Annotated in this window: 13 protein-coding genes; 9 read left to right on the top strand and 4 right to left on the bottom strand. The window is 68.7% G+C overall.

Going from position 1 to position 13,235, the window contains the following annotated elements; all coding sequences use genetic code 11:
• Positions 1-19: 19 nt before the first annotated feature.
• The gene (gene doeA, locus IBX53_RS03230; protein ID WP_290905282.1) at positions 20-1,219 is read right to left on the bottom strand and encodes an ectoine hydrolase DoeA; all 1,200 of its coding nucleotides are present in this window, start codon (positions 1,217-1,219) and stop codon (positions 20-22) included.
• Positions 1,220-1,476: 257 nt separating this feature from the next.
• Here doeA and IBX53_RS03225 point away from each other — a divergent pair, with 257 nt between their 5' ends.
• From IBX53_RS03225 to IBX53_RS03185, 9 genes are all read left to right on the top strand, one after another.
• Positions 1,477-2,421, top strand: coding sequence for a glyoxylate/hydroxypyruvate reductase A (locus IBX53_RS03225; protein ID WP_290905279.1), 945 nt, complete (start codon positions 1,477-1,479; stop codon positions 2,419-2,421).
• Positions 2,422-2,499: 78 nt separating this feature from the next.
• Positions 2,500-3,066, top strand: coding sequence for an isochorismatase family protein (locus IBX53_RS03220; protein WP_290905276.1), 567 nt, complete (start codon positions 2,500-2,502; stop codon positions 3,064-3,066).
• Positions 3,063-4,409 (top strand): nicotinate phosphoribosyltransferase, encoded by a 1,347-nt coding sequence (locus IBX53_RS03215; RefSeq protein WP_290905273.1) that lies wholly within the window; start codon positions 3,063-3,065, stop codon positions 4,407-4,409. Before IBX53_RS03220 ends, IBX53_RS03215 begins: the two co-directional genes overlap by 4 nt.
• 133 nt (positions 4,410-4,542) lie before the next feature.
• Positions 4,543-5,253: a hypothetical protein gene (locus tag IBX53_RS03210; RefSeq protein WP_290905272.1), complete on the top strand. Its 711-nt coding sequence runs from the start codon at positions 4,543-4,545 to the stop codon at positions 5,251-5,253.
• A gap of 119 nt (positions 5,254-5,372) precedes the next feature.
• Positions 5,373-6,293 carry a lysine exporter LysO family protein gene (locus IBX53_RS03205; RefSeq protein ID WP_290905269.1) on the top strand — a complete coding sequence of 307 codons (921 nt, stop codon included), beginning with the start codon at positions 5,373-5,375 and terminating at the stop codon, positions 6,291-6,293.
• Positions 6,294-6,399: 106 nt separating this feature from the next.
• Positions 6,400-6,594: a hypothetical protein gene (locus tag IBX53_RS03200; RefSeq protein ID WP_290905266.1), complete on the top strand. Its 195-nt coding sequence runs from the start codon at positions 6,400-6,402 to the stop codon at positions 6,592-6,594.
• The gene (locus tag IBX53_RS03195) at positions 6,591-8,030 is read left to right on the top strand and encodes an ATP-binding protein (protein ID WP_290905263.1); all 1,440 of its coding nucleotides are present in this window, start codon (positions 6,591-6,593) and stop codon (positions 8,028-8,030) included. Before IBX53_RS03200 ends, IBX53_RS03195 begins: the two co-directional genes overlap by 4 nt.
• On the top strand, positions 8,027-8,746 hold the full coding sequence (locus IBX53_RS03190) for a response regulator (RefSeq protein ID WP_290905260.1): 720 nt from the start codon (positions 8,027-8,029) through the stop codon (positions 8,744-8,746). The genes IBX53_RS03195 and IBX53_RS03190 overlap by 4 nt, the downstream gene beginning before the upstream one ends.
• 100 nt (positions 8,747-8,846) lie before the next feature.
• Positions 8,847-9,542, top strand: a complete 696-nt coding sequence (locus tag IBX53_RS03185; protein WP_290905258.1) for a hypothetical protein — start codon at positions 8,847-8,849, stop codon at positions 9,540-9,542.
• 118 nt (positions 9,543-9,660) lie between these two features.
• Here the strand turns inward: IBX53_RS03185 and IBX53_RS03180 are convergent, their stop codons facing one another.
• From IBX53_RS03180 to IBX53_RS03170, 3 genes are all read right to left on the bottom strand, one after another.
• A complete protein-coding gene (locus IBX53_RS03180) occupies positions 9,661-10,980 on the bottom strand; it encodes a TRAP transporter large permease subunit (protein WP_290905255.1) in 1,320 nt (439 codons plus the stop codon).
• The gene (locus IBX53_RS03175) at positions 10,977-11,573 is read right to left on the bottom strand and encodes a TRAP transporter small permease subunit (RefSeq protein WP_290905253.1); all 597 of its coding nucleotides are present in this window, start codon (positions 11,571-11,573) and stop codon (positions 10,977-10,979) included. Before IBX53_RS03175 ends, IBX53_RS03180 begins: the two co-directional genes overlap by 4 nt.
• A gap of 110 nt (positions 11,574-11,683) precedes the next feature.
• Complete coding sequence (locus IBX53_RS03170) at positions 11,684-12,880, bottom strand: TRAP transporter substrate-binding protein (protein WP_290905250.1); 1,197 nt, start codon at positions 12,878-12,880, stop codon at positions 11,684-11,686.
• Positions 12,881-13,235: the final 355 nt, after the last annotated feature.

Here is a 13,235-nt window from a genome sequence, read left to right as displayed (position 1 = left end):
TGGCCGTTGCCGCTTTCTCTCAGCGCACGAAGAGCTGGCGCGGGAAATCGGCCAGGGTCTCGCAGCCGGTCTCGGTGATCAGGATGCTCTCGGTGATCTCCAGGCCCCACTCGTCCTCCCACAGGCCAGGCATGAAGTGAAAGGTCATGCCGGGTTTGAGGATGGTCTCGTCGGAGGGACGCAGGCTCATGGTGCGCTCGCCCCAGTCCGGCGGGTAGCTGATGCCGATGGGGTAGCCGCAGCGAGCGCCACCGCGGTCGAAGCCGTACTTGTCCATCGCCGCGCCCAGTGCCATGGCGATATCCGCGGTGCGGTTGCCGGGCTTGGCCACGGCCAGGCCGTTCTCGATACCCTCGAGCAGCGCCGACTCGGCACGGATGAACTCCTGGGGCGGCCGCCCCAGAAAGACGGTGCGCGACATCGGCGCATGATAACGCTTGTAGACACCGGCGATCTCGAAGAAGGTGCCCTCGCCCTTGCGAAACGGCGTGTCGTCCCAGGTCAGGTGGGGGGCGGCGGCGTCCTTGCCGGTGGGCAGCATGGGCACGATGGCCGGATAGTCGCCGCCGAACACCCGGCCCTGCTCGTCGCGCCAGCCCTCGATGCCCACCCGGTAGATCTCCGAGACCAGCTTGCTCTTCGGCAGGCCAGGCTCGATCACCTCGAGGATGCGCGAGTGCATGCCCTCGACGATCTTGGCAGCCACCCGCATGTACTCGACTTCCTGAGGCGACTTGATGGCACGGCACCAGTTGACCAGGGCGTTGGCGTCCATGAAGCGGGCGTGAGGCAGCTCGCGCAGCAGGCTCTGGTAAGCCTTGGCGGAGAAGTAGTAGTTGTCCATCTCCATACCGATCACACCGAGGTGCCAGCCACGATCGGGCATGATCGACTGGGCCAGGTAGTCCATGGGGTGCATGTCGGGGTTCTGGACGTAGTAGTCCGGGTAGTAGGTGATGTTGTCCGGGTCGATCCAGCAGGTGCGCAGCGCCCCGTTGGCGTCCATGCGCCGGCCGTACCACACCGGCTCGCCCTCGAGGCCGAGCAGCACGCACTGGTGCACGTAGAACGACCAGCCATCATAGCCGGTGAGCCAGGCCATGTTGGAGGGGTCGCTGATGATCAGCACGTCGATGCCACGGCTGGCCATCTCGGCACGCACCTTCCACAGCCGGCTGGCGTACTCCTCGCGGGTGAAGGGCAGGTTTACCTGGATCATTAGGCCACTCGCCAAAGCAACATCAAGAAAATCGGCCCTCTCGATGAGGAGAAGGCCGGCCAGGGTCACGATCACCGACGGATGCCTGGACGGGTCGCGAACCGGTCGGTGGCATGAGGCAGTGGAGAGGGACCCCTCCGAGTGGAGGTTACTGCCAACCCACGGTAGGCGGTCAAGCATTTACTTATCATCCGACACCCTTGTTCACAACGTCGCCGGCTTCCATGATGAACGCACCCCCTGCGCAAGGAGAGACCATGAAGGTACTGGTGCATATCGACGAGGCCGAACAGTGGCGAGACGCCCTGGCCGAGCGCCTGCCCGAGGCCGAGGTGATCACCAGCGCGGCGCCGCCGGAGCAGCGCCGCCAGGCCGACTATCTGGCGGTGTGGAAGCCGCCGGAGGCGCTGCTGCGAGAGCCCGGGGCACTCAAGGGCATCGTCAATCTGGGCGCCGGAGTAGACGCCCTGCTGAACAACCCGGGGCTGCCCGAGGGGGTGCCCATCGTCAAGCTGCGCGACGCCGGTATGGGAGAGCTGATCGGCGACTATGTGCGCTACGGCCTCCTCCACTTTCAGCGCGACTTCGACCGCTACCGCCGCCAGCAGCACGCTGGCGAGTGGCGCGAGCACGCGGTGATGGACAAGGCCGACTGGCCGGTGGGGGTGCTGGGGCTGGGCGCCATCGGTGCCAAGGTGGCGGCCATGGTGGCCGACGACGGCTTCCCGGTGCACGGCTGGAGCCGCACGCCCAAGGCCCTCGACGGCATCACCTGCCATCATGGCGATGACGGCCTCGAGGCACTGCTCGGCCGGATCAGCACCCTGGTGCTGCTGCTGCCCGACACCCCTGCGACCCGCCATCTCATCGATGCCCGAGCACTCTCCCTGCTGCCCGAGGGGGCCAGCCTGATCAACCCCGGGCGCGGCACCCTGATCGACGAGGCCGCCCTGCTCGCCGCCCTTGGGCCAGTCGACGACGCCGGGAGTGTGGGCCGGCTGCGCGGGGCCCTTCTCGACGCCTTCCCCCGGGAGCCGCTGCCCGAGGCAAGCCCCCTGTGGCGCCATCCGCGTGTCTGGATCACCCCGCACATGGCCGGGCCCACGCCCCTCGGGGCGGCCCTGGACCAGGTCGCCGAAGCGCTACGTGCCTTCGAGGCCGGCGAGGTGCAGGACACCGTCGACCCCAACGCCGGCTATTGAGCCCCGCCCCTACAAGAAGCACCGGGAAGGCCTTACCCTGAAGGCAGGTGAACCCGACAACCTCCGAGGAGGTGCGCGATGAGCACGAACGTGGACTATGGCCCCGGCGACGCACTGCTGATCGTCGACATGCAGAACGACTTCTGCGAGGGCGGCGCCCTGGCCGTGGCGGGCGGGGCGGCTCTGGTGCCGGGCATCAACGCCGAGATCGCCGCCGCCCGCGAAGCCGGCGCCCTGGTGGTCGCCTCTCGGGACTGGCACCCCATCGACCATGTGAGCTTCGCCCACCGCGGAGGCCCCTGGCCGGTGCACTGCGTGCAGGACACCGAGGGCGCCGCCTTCCACCCCGACCTCGCCCTGCCCGCCGACGCCATCCGCGTCAGCAAGGCCACCGCCTTCGATGCCGACGCCTACTCGGCCTTCGACGGCACGGGGCTCGGCGGCTACCTGAAGGAGAAGGGCGTCGCGCGGGTGATCGTCTGCGGCCTGGCTCTGGACGTCTGCGTCCGCGCCACGGTGCTGGAGGCCCGCCGGGAGGGCTTTGCCACCCTGCTACTGGAAGGCCTCTCCGCGGCGGTGGACCCCGACGCCGCCAGCGAGTGCCGGCGCGAATTCACCGACGCCGGTGCCGAGGTGCGCTCATGAGGCAACCGAACACCCCGCGGGTGGACGATGACGAGCTGGTCCTGCTCACCGACCTCTACCAGCTGACCATGACCCAGGCCTACTGGAAGGAGGCGATGCATGAACGCGCCACCTTCAGCCTGTTCTTCCGCAAGATGCCGCCCACCCGGCGCTTCATGCTGGCCTGCGGGCAGCAGCATGCCGCAGCGCTGCTGAGCCAACTACGCTTCGGCGACACGGCCCTCGAGCGCCTGGCCGGCACCGGCCTGTTCGATCGGGGCTTTCTCGACTGGCTGGCCGACTGGTCCTTCGAGGGCGACATCTGGACGCTGCCCGAGGGGACGCCGGTGTTCGAGAACGAGCCGCTGCTGGAGGTGGACGCCCCCATCGCCCAGGCCCAGTTGCTCGAGAGCCTGGTGATGAATCTGGTGCAGCTGGAAACGGTGCTCGCCTCCAAGGCGGTGCGCCTGGTGATCGCCGCCCGGGGTCGGCCGGTGGTCGACTTCGGCATGCGCCGCATGCACGGCGTGGACGCCGCGGTGCGCGGCGTGCGGGCCTACCGCAGCGCGGGGCTGGCCGGCACCAGCAACGTGCTGGGCGGCCTGCGCCACGACCTGGCAATCAACGGCACCATGGCCCACAGCTATATACTCGCCCACGACGACGAGCGGGAGGCCTTCCGGGCATTCGCCCGCCACTATCCCGGCACCACCCTGCTGGTGGATACCCATGACACCCTGGAGGGGGTGCGCAAGGTGATCGATATCATGCGCGAGGAGCCCGAGGTCGGCGTCAGGGCCATCCGCCTCGACTCCGGCGACCTGGGCGAGCTGGCGAAGGGCGCGCGCGAGCTGCTCGACGAGGCCGGGCACGACGACATCACCATCGTCGCCAGCAGCGGCCTCGACGAACAGCAGATCGAGGCGCTGCTCGAGGAAGGCGCCCCCATCGATGCCTTTGGCGTCGGCACCCAGATGGGCGTGTCGGCGGACGCGCCGGTCATCGACCTCTCCTACAAGCTGGTGGAGTACGCCGGCACCCCGCGGGTCAAGCACTCTCCCGGCAAGATCAACCTGCCATGCCGCAAGCAGCTCTATCGCCGGCGGGACGCCGACGGCCGCTATGCCGGCGATGTCATTGCCCTGCGGGACGAACCGGGCATCGACGGGGAGCCGCTGCTGCGCCCGCTGGTCCGGGCCGGGCGGCTCGACGATGACGAGATGGCCAGGGCCGACGAGGCCCGGGAGCGGGTGCGGGAGAGTCTCGAGCGCCTGCCGGACGCCCTGCACCGGCTCGCCCCGGGGGACGGCGGCTACCCGGTCGACCTGAGCCCCGAGCTCCAGCGCCTGCAGGCAAGCAGCTGAGCCCCGCCGCCGCCGCCCGGCCAGGGACGCGGCGCTGCGGGCGGGGTGAAATAGGGAAGTTCCCGGCATGCCGGAACCCGCACCCGGGCGGCGGGTCCATCGCACTGAACTCGCCCAGCGACACGGACGCCCCATGCCCCTCAGACGCCTGCTGACCGCCCTGCTGTTCTGCCTGCCGCTGGTCGCCGCGGCCCAGGCGCCGGCGGCGCCGGATCCCGCCTATCGCAAGGCGTTGCCGGCAACCGAGAACACCCTCCGGGTAGCCCCCCGGCCCTTCGACGCCCGCTACCGCCTGGAGGTCAACGGCTGGCCCAGCACCCAGGTCGAACACCGGCTCTCCCGCGACGGCGGCTCCTGGCAGAGCCGGATGAGCGCCGCCATCGCCGTGGCGCGCGGCGAGGAGCAGAGCCGCTTCCTGATCAAGGAGGGGGGCGTTCGTTCGCTGCAGTACGCCAGCGGCTACTCGCTGCTGGGCTTCGGCGGTGACTACCGCCTCGCCCCCGGCGACCTGGAAGGGCTTCCCGACCGCCAGGCGGCGCTCTTCGAGCTCTCCCGCCGAGCGTTGAACGGCGACTGCACGGGCACCTGCACCCTCCGCTATCAGGATCACCGCGGCCGGGAGGAGCGGATGGAGTACCGGGTGACAGGCCCCGAGGCCGTGTCACTGCCCGCTGGCGAGTTCGATGCCGTGGCGGTGGAGGTCACCGAACTCGGCAAGCCGGAGCGTCGCCTGGTGTTCCATTTTCACCCCGAACTCCCGGGGCTGCTGCTGGCCGTGGACTACCATCGCGACGGCGAGCGCCGCAGCCGCCTTTCTCTGACCCACCTCACCCTCGGCGACTGATCCCCACAACGGACCGGCGCTCGCTCCTCGACCGAGCCCCTCCCTTCCGGCCGGCAGGCTGTTAGAGTAGCGGGTTTTCGACCGCCGGCGGCGGTCATCGCAAAGGGAAGGGACTCTCGATGCTGAGCGGACTCGTGATCGTCCTGCTGCCCCTGGTGCTGGGCTATCTGGTGCCGGTTCGCCATGCCGGGACCATGGCAGTGATCAACCGCGGGGCGAACGCCTCGGTCTACGTCATCCTGCTGCTGATGGGCATCGGCCTGGCCGGGCTGGACGACCTGGCCGGCCAGCTGTCGCGCATGGGCGGGCAGGCGCTGGCCCTGTTCCTGGTGATCACGGCCTGCAACCTGGCCGGCCTGTGGTGGCTGTCGAGCCGCCTCGCCCTGCGCGCCGACCCCAGTCGGGTAGTACCCGGCGCCCCGGTCAGCAAGCTCGCCGCCATGGGCGGCTCCCTGGCTCTGGTCGGGATGGTGCTGCTGGGCGTCGGTCTGGGGCTGGCGGGCCGCGCCCTCTCCGGGCTTCATGGCACCGCCGAGACACTAGCCGAGTGGGTGCTCTATGCCCTGCTGGCACTGATCGGCTGCCAGCTGCGCAACTCCGGCATGCCGCTGCGCCAGATCCTGCTCAACCGCCACGGCCTGGCCATCGCCCTGGTGCTGGCGGCCACCTCGCTTGCCGGCGGCCTGCTCGTTGCACCGCTGCTGGACCTGCGCGCCAGCGAAGGCCTGGCCCTCGCCGCCGGCTTCGGCTGGTACTCCCTCTCCGGCATCCTGGTGGGCGATGCCCTGGGCCCGGCCATGGGCGGCGTGGCCTTCTTCAACGATCTCGCCCGGGAACTGCTGGCCTTCGTGTTGATCCCCCTGGTGATCCGCCGCCATGCGGCCCTGGCCATCGGCTACGGCGGCGCCACCTCCATGGATTTCACCCTGCCGGTGATTCAGCAGCACGGCGGGGTGACCTGCGTGCCGGTGGCGGTGGTCTCGGGCTTCATCCTCTCGCTGCTCTCGCCGCCGCTGATCCTGTTCTTCCTCTCCCTCTGAGGCGCTCCAGCAGCCGATGGCTTGCATACCGCTTGCACCTTTCATGACCATTGGCTGCATCGCCACCGGTGATGCTGTGGATTCCGCCCTCCTGCCCGAGTCGCCCATGCGTCGCTCCCTGCCCCCTTTCCCGGCCTGCCCGAACCGCCAGCGCGGGCGCCGTCGCCGCGGCCCCCTGCCGGCGACCTCCTTACTCAGCGACCTGCAGCTGCTGCTGGTAACCTGTCTCTACCCGATGCTGGAGGAGGTGCGCGAGCGCCTTCAGCGTCGCAGCCCCCAACCCGAGGAGGCTTCCCCATGAGCCTGCGTCTGCCCCGGCCCGCCGTCTCCCGGCTGGGCGTCAAGCTGTTCGTGGTGATCCTGTCGGTCAACGTGGCCATCTCGGCCCTGGTGTTCCTGGGCATCTCGCGCAGCCTGGACCGCGGCTTCATCGAGTACCTGGACACCACCCAGGCCAACCGCGCCGAGACCCTGGCCGAGGGGCTCGGCGAGGAGTGGGCGAGTCGCGGCGGCGACTGGCAGTGGCTGCGGGCCTCGCCCTCGGCCTGGCATCGGCTGGTGCGCCAACAGCTGTGGCCAGGGGCCGGCATGCCGCCCCAGGGCATCGAGCGCCGCCTGGGTGCCCCCAAGGACTTCGTACTCCACGATGCCGCCGGCCTGCCGGTGATCGGCCTGCCCCCGGACGACAAGGAGGAGGCCGCCACCCTGCGCTGGCTGCCGATCCTCCACGAGGGGAAGCAGGTCGGCACCCTGGGCTATCGCCCCCCGGAGCAGCTGATGGCCCGCATGGACCATATCTTCCTCTCCCGCCAGCAGCGCAACCTGGCGATCATCGTCGGCTCCCTGGGGGTCGCCTCGCTGCTGCTGGCAGGCGGGCTCTCCTGGTGGCTGGGGCGGCGCACCCGCAGCATGGCCCTGGCCACCCGGCGTCTGACCGAGGGCGACTACAGCATCCGCCTGCCGGAGCGCGGCCAGGACGAGCTGTCGCGGCTCTCCCGGGACTTCAACGTGCTGGCCGCCACCCTGGAGGCGAGCCGCGAGGCGCGCAGCCGCTGGGTCTCGGACATCGCCCACGAGCTGCGCACACCGCTCGCCGTGCTGCGCGGTGAGATCGAGGCGATGCAGGACGGCATCCGCCGCCTGGACCAGGACAGCCTGCACTCCCTGGCCCAGGAGGTGGGCCAGCTCGAGCGGCTGGTGGCCGACCTGCGCCTGCTCTCCCAGAGCGACGCCGGCGCCCTGGAGGTGCTGCTCGCGCCGCTGGACCTGGCCGAGAGCCTCGCCGACCGCCTCGAGGAGGCGGAAGGCTGGCTCACCGACAGCGGCATCACCCTGGAGACCCGCATCCAGGCCGAGGCCTGGATGCGCGGTGACGTCCAGCGCCTGCGCCAGCTGTGGAACAACCTGCTCGACAACACCTGCGCCTATACCCGGGCCCCGGGCCGGCTGCGGGTCAACCTCGACGCCACGGCGCAGGGCATCCGGGTCACCTGGGAGGACAGCGCCCCCGGAGTGCCCGAGGGCGAACTTGCCCGGCTCACCGAGCGTCTCTATCGGGTGGAGGGCTCGCGCAATCGCGCCAGCGGCGGCAGCGGCCTGGGGCTCTCCATCGCTGCGGCCCTGGTCAAGGCCCATGGCGGCGAGATGCACCCCTCGTCCTCGTCGCTGGGTGGGTTATGCTGGACACTCACCTTTCCACCGCTCGATGACGACCGTTCCAGGGAGGAGATCGCATGACATCACAGGAACACGAGCAACAGCAGGTCTTGATCGTCGAGGATGAGCCCAAGATCGCCCGGCTGGTGGCCGACTACCTGGCGGGCAGCGGCTTCGCCACCCACCACCTGGACCACGGCGACGCCGTGCTGCCCTGGCTGGCCGAGGCGCGCCAGGGGGGGCAGGGTCCCGTGCTGGTTCTGCTCGACCTGATGCTGCCCGGCACCGACGGCCTGACCCTGTGCCGCGAGATCCGCCAGCGCTGGCCGGCGCTGCCGGTGATCATGCTCACCGCCCGGGTCGAGGAGGTAGACCGCCTGCTGGGTCTCGAACTGGGCGCCGACGACTACATCTGCAAGCCCTTCAGCCCCCGGGAGGTGGTGGCCCGGGTCAAGGCGGTGCTGCGCCGCAGCCAGGGCGCCGACGACGCCGAGCAGGCCGCGGGCAGCGACCTGGTCCTCGACGAGGAGGGCTGGCGTGCCCTGGCCGACGGCCAGGACCTGGCCCTCACCGCCGTGGAGTTCCAGCTGCTCAAGGTGATGATGCACGCCCCGGGGCGGATCTTCTCCCGGGACCAGCTGATGGATCACATGTACCGTGACCACCGCATCGTCTCCGAGCGCACCGTGGACAGCCACGTCAAGAAGCTGCGCCGCAAGATCAGCGAGGTGTGGCCGGAACGCGAGGTGATCCGTTCGGTCTACGGGGTAGGCTACAAGTACCAGCCCGAGGAGTGAGCCGGTCTCGAATGCACCACCTTTGCACGCTCGTTGCACCGACCTTGCACCGCGCCGGGTGAGACTGGAACCATCAACCCAGGCCCGAAGGAGTGACCCCATGAAGATGACCCTTTCCCGCAAGCTGCTGGCGCCGGCCCTGCTCGCCATCGCCATCGCCCCCCTGGCGCTATCCGCCACCGCCGCCCACCACGGCAAGGGGGCCGAGCAGACTCAGGAGCAGCGCGAGCAGTGGAAGGAGGCCCGCGCCGAGTACCGGGCCGAGCAGCGTCAGGCGCTCTTCGAGCGCGCCGGCCTCGACGAGGCGACCCGCGAGGCCCTGGACGAGGCCCGCACCGAGCACCGCGAGGCGATGCGCCAGCTCCACGAGCAGCACCAGGAGCGCCTGGCCGAACTCCTCGACGATGGGCAGCGCGAGGCCCTGGAGGAGGCCCGTCAGGAGATGCGCGAGGCGCGCCGAGCCGAGATGATGGAGCAGCGCCGCGCCAGCATGCAGGAACGCCTCGAGTCGCTGGTCGATGAGTGGGGCCTCTCCGACGAGGAGCGCGAGGCCCTGCGCGAGACCCGCGAGGCGATCTACGCCGACATGGCCGAGCTGCGCGACCGCGACTTCGATTCCCGCAGCGAGCGCCGCGATGCCATGCGCGAGATGCGCGACCGCCACCAGGAGGCGCTGGCCGAGCTCCTCAGCGAGGAGCAGCTCGAGGAGCTGCGCGAGACCATGATGCAGCGCGGCGAGCGCGGCTATGGTCATGGCAAGGCCTACCACGGCCATGGTGCGAAGCGCGGCAACTGAACCACGGCAACCGAAGCGCTGCCACTGAAGCAGTTCGCCGCCGGCCCAGGCCGGCGGCGAATCGGTACAGACCTCCCCCGGCCCGACGCATGGCGTCGGGCCGGGTCATTTCAGGGTCTCAGCCGTAGAGCACCCCCGGCAACCAGAAGACAATGCCCGGCACCATGTAGAGAATGAACATGGCCACGAACACCAGCAGCAGGAAGGGCATGATCCCCATAAAGATATCTCCCAGCTCTATTCCCTTGGGCGCGATGCCCTTGAGGTAGAAGGCCGACATCGCCATGGGCGGCGTCAGGAAGGAGGTCTGGATGTTCAGCGCCACCAGCACGCCGAAGAACAGCGGGTCGATGCCGAACATGTGCAGCAGCGGCAGGAAGATCGGCACGAAGATGATGATGATCTCGGTCCACTCCAGCGGCCAGCCGAGGATGAAGATCATCAGCTGTGCCAGCAGCAGGAACTGCAGCGGCGTCAGCGAGAGCCCGCTGATCCAGTGCTCGATCAGCGAGTGGCCGTCGAGCAGCGAGAACACCGACGAGAAGATCCAGGAGCCCACGAACAGCCAACAGACCATGGCGCTGGTGCGCGCGGTGAGGAACACCGCCTCGCGCAGCCGGGCGAAGGTCAGCTGCCGGTAGGCGGCCGCCAGGATAATCGCACCCAGCGCCCCGATGCCCGCCGCCTCATGGGGGGTGGCCAGGCCGAACAGGATCGCCCCCAGCACCGCCATGATCAGCACGAAGAGCGGTACGAACGAGGTCAGCAGTCCCCAGTAGACCTGGCCCAGCGGCACGTCGAGCTTCTCGGCGGACAACTTGGGCGCCACCTTCGGGTTGAGCATCGCCCGTCCCATCACGTAGGCGATGTAGAGCCCCGCCAGCAGCAGCCCCGGGATCAGCGCCGCCGCATAGAGCCGCACCACCGAGACCCCGGCCATGGCGCCGTAGAGGATCAGCATGATGCTCGGCGGAATCAGGATGCCGAGGCAGCCGCCGGCGCAGATCACCCCGCTGGACATCCGCTTGTCGTAGCCTGCATTGAGCATGGCCGGCAGCGCCAGCAGCCCCATCAGGGTCACCACCGCCCCGACGATGCCGGTCGCCGTGGCGAACAGCGCGCAGGTGATCAGGCTGGCCACCGCCAGCGACGCCGGCATGCCGCGGGCCGCCAGCTGCAGGCTGGAGAACAGCCGATCGAGGATATTGGCCCGTTCCACCATGTAGCCCATGAACAGGAACAGCGGCACGGCGATCAACACGTCATTGGACATCACGCCGTAGGCGCGCTGCACCAGCAGCGGGAAGATGATGTCGCCGATGGCGAAATAGCCGAAGCCGATGCCCATGGCAATCAGCGTGAAGGCGATGGGGAAGCCGAGCATGATCAGGAGGACGAGCATGCCCAGCATCAGGATGCCGATTTCCGGTTCACTCATTGACGAGTCTCCACTGAATCCTGCTGGGCGGCCTTGATCTCCGCCGCCTTGTTGACCGGAATGGCGATCTCCTCCACGTCACCCAGCCGGCGCGGCCACTGGCCGTGCTTCAGGCAGAGCACGCAGCGTGCGACCTCGGCGACACCCTGCATCGCCAGGAAGGCCGCGCAGGCGGGGATCACGAACTTGTAGGGCCAGATTGGCGGCCCGCCCGGGGTAAAGGAGCTGTGCTCGTTTTGGCGGAAGGAGATGGCGAAGAAGTCCCAGCCGTAGAAGAGCAGGGCCAGGATGCCCGGGTAGAAGAACAACAGGTAGAGCGCCAGCTCGAACCCCGCCTGGACACGGATCGGGAAGTAGCGCGAGACCACGTCGGCCCGCACATGGGCGTTGTGGGCGAGTGCATAGGCCCCGCTCATCATGAACAGGGTGCCGTAGAGCATGTAGCTGGTGTCATAGGCCCAGGTGGTGGGCGCGCCCATGACATAACGCATGAAGACCTCGTAGCTCACCACGAAGGTCAGGATCAGGATCGCCCAGGCGAACACCTTGCCCACCCAAGTGCTGAGGTGATCGATCATGAAGATGAAGCGCATGACGGCCTCTCATCGGACGTCGCCCCTCCTCCGGAGGGGCGACGTCGTCTATGACCCGGCACCTTCCTGGCACCAGGACGAACGGGACCGGCGACAAGCGCCGGGCACCGCTAGAGGAGCGTAGAGGTATCGGTGGGCGACTTACCGTAGAAGTGCACGTAGGCCGGCTCCTTGGGCGTGGTGCCCTCCAGGTGGAAGCCCACCACCCGCTCGCAGTACTCGCGCTGGTGGTCGACCACCTTCTTGAAGAACTCGTTGCTGGACTCGCGCTCGATGACCGCGTCCCAGGCCTCGAGCTGCGCCTGCAGTACCGAATCGGGGGTGATGTAGGTCCGCACCCCCTGCTCCTCGCGCATGCCGTTGAGGTCCCGGGGATAGCGCTCCATGGCCTTCCAGTACATCTCCGACGAGGCCGCCTTGGCGGCGTACTCGAGGATCGCCTGGAACTCCTCGGGCAGGCTGTCATGCTTGTTCTTGTTGAACATGATCTCGAACGCCTCGCAGTCCTGGTGGTAGCTGCGCAGCATCCAGGTCTTGCTGACATCCGGGAAGCCGAGCAGGCGATCCGAGGAGGGATTGTTGAACTCGGCACCGTCGAGCAGGCCGCGGTCCATGGCCGGCACGATGTCGCCGCCGCCCATGATGGTCACCGCCGCACCGAACTCGTTCATCAGGTCGGCACCCAGCCCCACGGTGCGGTACTTGAGGCCGCGCAGGTCATCGGCGCTGGTGATCGGCTCCTTGAACCAGCCCAGCGCCTGGGTCGGCATCGGGCCAGTCTGGTAGCCCACCAGCGGCAGCTCCAGCATCTCCAGCAGCTCGGCATACAGCTCCTTGCCGCCGCCGGTCCAGTACCAGGCGAGGAACTGGTGGGCGTCCCAGCCAAAGGGCGGTGGCGTGCCGAACAGCGAGAAGGCCTTGTGCTTGCCGTACCAGTAGGCCGTCACCCCGTGGCCGCCGTCCAGGGCGCCGGAGATCACCGCGTCCTGCAGCTGCAGGGCCCCCACCACGGCGCCGGCCGGCAGCAGGTTGAGGCGCAGCCGACCGCCGGACATCTCGTTGACGATGCGTACATAGTCCGAGGCGAACTCGTGGAAGATGTCCTGGTTGGGCCAGGTACTCTGGAAGCGCAGCGTGGTGGTCTGGGCCACCGCGATGCTGGGAAAGCCGACCGCCGCCGCGGCACCGGCGCCGACCGCGACGGCCGAGCCGGTAAGGAAGCGGCGCCGCGAGGTGCTGGCCGGGGTCTCGGTGGAGGCAGCCTGGGTGACCACCTCCGGGGTGGCGGGCGTTTTATCGTGAGCCATCGGATACTCCAGAAATCTTGTCGTTATCATCGACCCGCCGTGGCGAAAGACCCGGCGGATTCGCTCCAGTCCCGATGCATCCTGCGGTGATCACCCCATCCGGGGCGTCTTCCCTGTCATAATTCGGTGATGTAGTTATAGCGATTTCAGCCAACAAGACAACTCGCGCGCCAGACATTCTGTCCACGCAATCCCGCCGTCATTCAACGCAGGGTTGCAGCCCGGCGGCGATCCGCGTATTTTATTTTGAACGTTCATTTAAAAACCTGCCCGCCCGGCTGTCCGGCAGCGGTGCGTGCTCTCGATTGTGCGGAACAATCCACAGCGCGTCCCGCGAGCCACAGCGCGTCCCGCG

The organism is Halomonas sp. (assembly GCF_014859505.1).
GTDB lineage: Bacteria > Pseudomonadota > Gammaproteobacteria > Pseudomonadales > Halomonadaceae > Halomonas.
Note: the sequence above shows the minus strand (reverse complement) of the source record. Positions and strands in the feature narration are given on the sequence as shown.

Coding starts and splice junctions, on each gene's coding strand:
- IBX53_RS03170 (WP_290905250.1), bottom strand. CDS start 12,880: ATGGCTCACGATAAAACGCCCGCCACCCCGGAGGTGGTCACCCAGGCT.
- IBX53_RS03190 (WP_290905260.1), top strand. CDS start 8,027: ATGACATCACAGGAACACGAGCAACAGCAGGTCTTGATCGTCGAGGAT.
- doeA (WP_290905282.1), bottom strand. CDS start 1,219: ATGATCCAGGTAAACCTGCCCTTCACCCGCGAGGAGTACGCCAGCCGG.
- IBX53_RS03210 (WP_290905272.1), top strand. CDS start 4,543: ATGCCCCTCAGACGCCTGCTGACCGCCCTGCTGTTCTGCCTGCCGCTG.
- IBX53_RS03215 (WP_290905273.1), top strand. CDS start 3,063: ATGAGGCAACCGAACACCCCGCGGGTGGACGATGACGAGCTGGTCCTG.
- IBX53_RS03225 (WP_290905279.1), top strand. CDS start 1,477: ATGAAGGTACTGGTGCATATCGACGAGGCCGAACAGTGGCGAGACGCC.
- IBX53_RS03205 (WP_290905269.1), top strand. CDS start 5,373: ATGCTGAGCGGACTCGTGATCGTCCTGCTGCCCCTGGTGCTGGGCTAT.
- IBX53_RS03180 (WP_290905255.1), bottom strand. CDS start 10,980: ATGAGTGAACCGGAAATCGGCATCCTGATGCTGGGCATGCTCGTCCTC.
- IBX53_RS03185 (WP_290905258.1), top strand. CDS start 8,847: ATGAAGATGACCCTTTCCCGCAAGCTGCTGGCGCCGGCCCTGCTCGCC.
- IBX53_RS03175 (WP_290905253.1), bottom strand. CDS start 11,573: ATGCGCTTCATCTTCATGATCGATCACCTCAGCACTTGGGTGGGCAAG.
- IBX53_RS03200 (WP_290905266.1), top strand. CDS start 6,400: ATGCGTCGCTCCCTGCCCCCTTTCCCGGCCTGCCCGAACCGCCAGCGC.
- IBX53_RS03195 (WP_290905263.1), top strand. CDS start 6,591: ATGAGCCTGCGTCTGCCCCGGCCCGCCGTCTCCCGGCTGGGCGTCAAG.
- IBX53_RS03220 (WP_290905276.1), top strand. CDS start 2,500: ATGAGCACGAACGTGGACTATGGCCCCGGCGACGCACTGCTGATCGTC.